The sequence below is a fragment of the Vagococcus sp. genome, assembly GCF_036639995.1.
GTDB lineage: Bacteria > Bacillota > Bacilli > Lactobacillales > Vagococcaceae > Vagococcus.
Map to the genome: position 1 here is coordinate 29,017 of NZ_JAVWHO010000020.1, position 7,459 is coordinate 36,475.

A 7,459-nucleotide genomic window follows, 5' to 3' on the forward strand; every position below is an offset into this window, starting at 1 on the left:
TTGAAATATGGTTGTGTCAGCATGTGTATTGGTGGCGGAATGGGAGCAGCAGCAATTTTTGAAACAATAAGATAATGAAGGAGAATGAGACATGGGGACAACTTCAATTATCAATGAAACTCTGATTAATCGAGCTAAAATTTCAGGAAAGAACGAAGCCGTTTTTGATGTTAAAAAAAATAAACGCTATTCTTTTGACGATTTATTAAACAGAGCTAATCAACTATCTTACTTTTTAAAGAATCAATTGCATTTGAAAAAAGGAGATCGTATCGCATTTTGTGCTGAGAATTCAGTCGAATTTATTGATAGTTTTTATATGAGTTCTCAAACAGGTATTATCATAACCACTTACAATTATTTACTGAATTCAAAAGAGATTTCAAACATGATGAAAAAAGAAGAACCAAGTATTTTATTTTATTGTTCCAAAAGTTACAAGAAGATTAATTTACTTGCCAAAGAACATCCTAATTGTTGTTTTATTTCATTAGAAGAAAAAGAAGATAACTTGGCTGAGTATCTCTATCTAGACATTATGAATAATAGTCAAAGTGAACTAGCTGAATCAATTGATTTATCACTTGATGATATTCAAATGCTCATTCACACAGGTGGAACGACTGGAATACCAAAAGCTGCGAAAATTAGCTATCAATCAATCATGTTTAATGCTATCAGTGAAATTTTAACACTTGATTTAACCAGTGCTGATTGTTCTCTTTTAATGCTTCCTTTTTATCACACTGCAGCATGGAATGTCTTAACACTACCTATTCTTTATGCAGGTGGTCGTGTCATTATTTTAGGTAGTTTTTCAGAGGAACAAACTTTTGATTTAATTGAACAAGAGAAACCAACTGTCGCTATTGGTGTGGAAACTATTTATAAACGACTGATGGATCATTCTTTATTTAATCATATTGACTTTAGTGGATTTAGATGGTTGTTAAGTGGAGCGGCACCTATTTCTTATCCTACAATGAAACCGTATTGGGAAAAAGGAATTAAGTTAGTTAATGCATACGGTGCAACAGAAACAGGGCCTAATAACATAGTTCATCCAGTTAATCAAATGTCCTTAGAAGAAGCTAAGGAAAAATGGGGAGCAGCTGGAAAAGTGATGATGTTTAATCAAATGAAAATTGTGGATGATGAATTTAAAGAAGTGAAAAAAGGGGTAAAAGGAGAGCTGATTTGGCGTGGTCCACTAACTTTTTCTGGTTATTGGAATCAAGAAACATCAGCTGAATCAATGTTAGCAGATGGTTGGATTAGAAGTGGAGATATCGGTTTTCAAGATGAGGACGGATATATTTATATAAGTGGCCGAATAAAAAATACAATTATAAGCGGTGGCGAAAATATTTATCCCCTTGAAATTGAGAAGATACTAATGTCTCATGATTTAATTGATGATGTTTGTATCATTGGCGTAAAAGATAACGAATGGGGAGAAATTGGAAAAGCACTAGTTGTTTTAAAAAAAAATCAAGAACTGACTAAATCAGATATTGTTACTTATTTAAAACAGTATATTTCTCCCTTTAAAATACCAAAATACTTTGAGTTTATCGAAGAGATACCCAAAAATGCCGTTGGTAAAACTGACTATCCATTGATACATAAAAGATATGCTTAAAAAAATTAAAGAAAAATAAGGATGACGATTAGAATGAAAAATAAATTAACAGAACTTTTAAATATTGAGTATCCGATAATTCAAGGAGCTATGCAATATTTATCCCGTGCAGAATTAGCGATAGCAGTTTCTAATGCGGGTGGCTTAGGAACAATTCCTGCAATGACATTTAGAAGTCCAGAAGAGTTAAGAGAAGAGATTCAAAAAATAAAATCACAAACAGACAAACCTTTTGCGGTTAACATCTCAATGTTACCTGAGGTTATTATCAATGAATTAACAATGAAATTTGTAGATGTTATCATCGAAGAAAAAGTACCAGTTGTTGAAACATCTGGTAGAAGCCCAGAAGAGTTAGTTCCTATGTTTAAAGAAAACAATATTAAACATATCCATAAAGTTTCTTCGATTAGACATGCCAAAAAAGCGCAAGATCTAGGCGTAGATGCTGTAACTATTGTTGGATTTGAATGTGGTGGACATCCTGGTATGGATGATGTGAGTAGCGCTATTTTATTTGCTAAAGCATCTGAAGAACTGTCAATTCCTGTAATTGGTGGAGGAGGAATTTGTGATGGTAAAAGTTTTTATGGCGCAATGTCTCTAGGTATCGATGGGGTTGTTATAGGAACAAGATTCTTATTATCTGAAGAGGTGGCAACATCAGATATTTATAAAGAAAAAGTATTAAGTTTTAATGAAAATGATACGACTTTAATTTTACGGTCGCTAAATAATGCGATGAGAGTAGCAAATAACAAGCAAGCTAAGCGAATCCATGACATGGAGGCAGAAAAAGCTAGCTTGAAAGAATTATTACCTGTTATTTCAGGTATTAAAACTTATCAAGCTATTTTAAATGGAGAAGTAGATGACGCACAATTAGTTGTAGGGCAAGACATCGGTCGAATCCATTCTGTATTACCAGTTTCAACAATTATGGAAGAATTAGTTGCAGGGTTTAAAGCACAACATAATAGTATGACGTTGTACTTTAATTAAATCATAGAAAGAATCTGGAAAGATAGGAATATCTTTTCAGATTTTTTTATATTTTTTAAAAGACGTGGTTATTGATGTTTTCAAAAAAAGAAGGTAATATAAACATTCTAGGTTTAACTATAAGCAATGAATGTCGATAAGAAAATATGAGGAAAATCAGTATTTTTCAAGTGTGATGAAATAAATTGCATTTGGTATCGCTTTATTTTTTCTACTATACTCAAGGTGTAAAGGGGGAAACATCCATGGACAGTCGACTACCAACACTCTTTTTACTAATTTGTAAGGAACAACAAGAACATGACATAAAAAACTTAGCCGAAAAAATGTCTGTTAGTACACGCACGATATACAATGACATCAAAAAATTAAATGAATTATTAATCGCGGACCATCACGAGGAAATAAAGATTGATAAAGGTAACATACTTTATACGGATGTCATTTCATCATCGTTTGAAAAATTAACCAACCTAGATTTTAACTATATACTGTCTCACCCGAGAATCAGAAGGCTGCGATTACTCGCAGAAGTGTTAATGTTTAAAGATTATTTTAGTATTGATGATTTGATCAAGAAATTACCTTTATCTAGGAACACCATTATTTCAGATTTAAAGTGGGTCAAAGAAGAGTTAGCATTTTATCAAATAGAAATGATTTCTCGCCCATTTACAGGATACAAAATAGTAGGTGATGAACAAGATATTCGTCACTTGCTAACTGCAACCGTTTTAGAAGATCCCCTCTCTTTTGAAAATAAACAATCAGAGGAAACGTATTTAGCTTATGCTGAAGAGTTACTTGAAATGTGCGGGGATGAGCTAAAAGTTTCATTAAGTGATAGCTCCTACGACCGACTAAAAATTATTTTTTGGGTCACATTTAAGCGAATTGAGATTGAAAAAGAAATTAAGATAAAGTCTAGTAATACAAAAGAAGAACACTTGTTTTTAGAAAAAAAGGCTGACTTTGAACGAGTTACTAAGTTATCAATAAGTGATAATGAATTAATTTATTTGGCCCAAAAATTTATCGAATCATCCTTTATTCATTACAATGATGAAATTACTGAAAAGTGGATGGATTTTAATTTTATGACAGATCGTTTTATCAAAAAAGTATCAGACTTAAGTGGCTGCGACTTTTTTATAGAAGATACAAGGCTTTATGAAGGTGTTATTAATCACTTGCGTCCTGCCTACCATCGGGTAATGTCGCACTCACAAATTAAGAATCCAATGTTTGATTACATTATTAATTCGTTCTCAGAATTACATGGAAATGTTTGTGAGGGAATAAAAATTGTTGAAAAGAACTTAGGAATGATTTTTTCGGAAAATGAAGTCTCCTTTTTTACACTTTTCTTTGTCGCATCTATTGAAAAACAAAAGAGATACCCGACAAAACCCAAAAAGATAATTATTGTTTGTGACTCAGGAGTCAGTACTTCGCAAATTTTAAGGTCTAAATTAGAAGTGAATTTTGATGTCCAAATTTTGGGGACATTAGGGAAACGAACGGCAGGAGATTGGTTAGATAAAAACGAAGTTGATTTAGTTATTTCAACTGTTAACTTTGAGTATCCAGGAAAAACCTGTATTAAGGTGACGCCGTTTGTTACGGAAGAGGATATGAAAAAACTCTACGTAAAATTAAATAGTAAAAAAGAAAAAGTTGATATTCTTGAGATGATGACAATTATTAAACAAACTGTCTCAATGGATGAGAACCAAAGTAAAAAATTAAAACAAGAATTGATGCGTTATTTACGTGTCAGTGAACCTAAAATAAAAGAAAAGGGAGTGTACCAACCGATGTTAGTTGAAGTATTACATGAAGGATTAATTAAGGTAAATAGCCAAGCTAAAACAAGAGATGATGCGGTTAGAGCAAGTGGACAATTACTTGTCGATAATGGTTTAGCTAAATTTTCTTACGTGGATGGCATGTTAGAAAATGTAGCAGTTAATGGTACATACATTGTTATCGCACCTGGTATTGCGATGCCTCATGCTAGACCAGAAACGGGTGCGCTGGATATTGGTTTAAGCATTGTTACATTAGAAGAACCTGTTGTTTTTGGACATCCACAAAATGACCCAGTGAGCATTGTTGTTGGACTGTGTGCAGTGGATCATCAGTCCCATTTAAAAGCACTATCAGAATTAGTTGAAATTTTAAGTGATGAAGAAAAAATTAAAAAAATAAATAAAGCTTTAACTTCAGAAGAGATTATGTCGATAATAAATAGTGATGTTATTTAAAGGAGGAAGAAACATGTTAAAAATAGTAACAGTATGTGGCGCAGGAGTAGGTAGTTCAATGATGATGAGGTTATTTTCTCAACAAATTTTAGATGCTGAAGGTATTGAAGCAACAGTTGATGCATCTGATATTGGTTCAGTTAGTCCAGATAATTACGATATTTTAATTACAACATCAGACTTTGCAGATACGCTTCGCGGTTCATCAGCAACTATCGTTCGTATTGATAATATGATGGATAAAGAGTTTTTAAGAAAAGAATTATTAGCTGCAATTGCTTCAAGATAGTTGGATTTTAACTAAGGGGAGGATAAAATCATGGCAATATTTATGTATATTGTACAAAATATTTTAAGCCAAGCAGTGTTTATTATTGGGTTTGTAGTGATAATAGGAATGTTGGCACAAAAACAAACGTGGGACAAAATTTTACCAAGTACGATTAAAACAATGATTGGTTTTACTATGATTAATGTTGGAGGGCAAACATTAGGTATGTCGTTATTGCCCCTTCAACCATTGATTTCTAAGATTTTTAACGTGAAGGAAGTTGCAGCAGATATTGGTGCAGCTCAAGCAGAAAGTTTAGCAGATATTGGCACTGAAATGGCACTTATTTTCGCATTTGGTTTCTTTACAAACTTATTATTAGCCAGATTTACTAGATTCAAATATGTCCATTTATCTGCCCATGTCTCATTCTTCTTTTCTGGATTGATTGCGGCATTATTGAAATTTGGCACGAATTTATCATTTATTATGATTGTTGTTGTAGGATCATTATTACTTGGTTTGTATATGACATTCTCATGTGCTTATGTGGCAAAATGTATGAAGGGTGTCAAAGGCGGAGAAGGTTTCACTTTGGCTCACTCAAGTTCTTCAGGCCTTTTAATGGCATCATTAATTGGTAAATGGTTTGGTAACAAAGACAAAGATTTAGAAGATTTACATATTCCTAAAAAATTAAACTTTTTAAGAGAGATGACTATTTCTTTAACGCTTGTAATGACATTATTATTCCTAGTATTAGGTTTAGTAGCAGGTCCATCATGGACAACAGCTAATATTACGAATGGACAAGATATGATTGTCTTCTCTATTTTACGCGGTGTTGAGTTTGGTGTTTGGATTACGGTTATTGTAACAGGTGTACGTATGATGTTATCAGAAATTATTCCAGCGTTCCACGGAATTTCAGATAAAATTATTCCTAATTCAATTCCTGGATTAGATGTTCCATTGTTATTCCCAGCTTATCCAACATCAGTTATCGTTGGTTTCTTATCTAGTTTAACAGCTGGTTTGCTTGGAATGGTTATTTTAGGACTAATTAATTATCCAGTTATTGTGTTCCCAGCATTAATCCCAACATTCTTCACGGGAGCAGCAACGGCTATTTTTGGTAATGTTCACGGTGGTCGTAGAGGTGCTATTTTAGGCTCTTTTGCAAACGGTTTAGTTCTAATTTTTGGTCAAGCTTTCTTATTGCCAATGATTGGTACATATGCGCCAATCATGCGTATTTTAAGTGAGACTGACTATGTAGTCTATGGCCCGATTTTAGGATGGGTACTTAAAGTGATTGGAGGCTTCTAATTGGAAAATTTAGCTATCTTTACAGTATTAAATTACCCAAATGAAACTAAATTTTTTAATATATTAGATACTTTAGAGTCACGTAAGGTAGGATATGTGGAAATTGGTATTCCTGTGACTAATCCTTATGTGGATGGTGAGCTGATTCAAGAAGCGCATCAGTCAGTTATGAAAGACGGTTTATCAAAAGAAAAAGTTCAACAAGCTTTAAAAACAATTAAAGAAAACTATTCATTTAAAGTAATCTTGATGACGTACAAAGAAGGCGTAGAATTATTTGATTTAGACCATCTAAGTCATGAACTTTATGACGGTATCATTTGTGTAGATCAAGTGTTAAATCCAGAAGTTTTCAATCAACCTGTGTATATCTTCAATGAAGATTTATCAGATGAAGAATTAACTGGTTATTTAAATAGCCAAAGTCCTTTTCATTATGTCATGTCAGGACGTGGTAAAACAGGTTCCTTTGATTCTGTTCCAACAGAGTATGTTGAGACTATTAAAAAAATAGCAGTAATCAAAAAAGACACTAAGAATTTTATTGGATTTGGCATTAAAACCAAAGAAGATATTTCAAGTGTTAAAAATAACGGTGCTGACGGAGCCATTATTGGTACGGAGTTTTTAAAGACACATGCTAGAGATGGTATTACTGGCATTGAAAATTACTTAGATAGTTTGGCATAAAACAATCTGAAAACTTAAAAAAGAAGCAAAATCTAATTTTTGATTTTGCTTCTTTTTTTGAAGATAAATATTGCTTGAAACGTTGATGTGATAATAAAAATTAGGTGATTAAAAGAAATTTTGGCTATTCTATATTGGAATAGCTAACGGGTGATTTTTGGATGTGTTAAAAATTAATGAATAATCATTGTTAAGATTTTTTGACTGCCTTTTGGTCCGAGTATTCGTTTGTTATTATCAATGAAACCAACTTGTAAA

General features: G+C 32.6%; 6 protein-coding genes. All 6 read left to right on the top strand.

Going from position 1 to position 7,459, the window contains the following annotated elements; all coding sequences use genetic code 11:
• Positions 1-91 precede the first annotated feature (91 nt).
• The 6 genes from RR554_RS06800 (at position 92) to RR554_RS06825 (ending at position 7,201) form a co-directional block, all read left to right on the top strand.
• On the top strand, positions 92-1,642 hold the full coding sequence (locus RR554_RS06800) for a class I adenylate-forming enzyme family protein (protein WP_332467681.1): 1,551 nt from the start codon (positions 92-94) through the stop codon (positions 1,640-1,642).
• Positions 1,643-1,675: 33 nt separating this feature from the next.
• On the top strand, positions 1,676-2,644 hold the full coding sequence (locus RR554_RS06805; RefSeq protein ID WP_332463509.1) for an NAD(P)H-dependent flavin oxidoreductase: 969 nt from the start codon (positions 1,676-1,678) through the stop codon (positions 2,642-2,644).
• A 245-nt stretch (positions 2,645-2,889) separates the two neighbouring features.
• Positions 2,890-4,911, top strand: a complete 2,022-nt coding sequence (locus RR554_RS06810; protein WP_332467682.1) for a BglG family transcription antiterminator — start codon at positions 2,890-2,892, stop codon at positions 4,909-4,911.
• Positions 4,912-4,924: 13 nt separating this feature from the next.
• Complete coding sequence (locus RR554_RS06815; protein ID WP_332463507.1) at positions 4,925-5,200, top strand: PTS sugar transporter subunit IIB; 276 nt, start codon at positions 4,925-4,927, stop codon at positions 5,198-5,200.
• Between the two features lie 30 nt (positions 5,201-5,230).
• Positions 5,231-6,511 carry a PTS ascorbate transporter subunit IIC gene (locus RR554_RS06820; RefSeq protein ID WP_332463506.1) on the top strand — a complete coding sequence of 427 codons (1,281 nt, stop codon included), beginning with the start codon at positions 5,231-5,233 and terminating at the stop codon, positions 6,509-6,511.
• Positions 6,512-7,201: a tryptophan synthase subunit alpha gene (locus RR554_RS06825; RefSeq protein ID WP_332467683.1), complete on the top strand. Its 690-nt coding sequence runs from the start codon at positions 6,512-6,514 to the stop codon at positions 7,199-7,201.
• Positions 7,202-7,459: the final 258 nt, after the last annotated feature.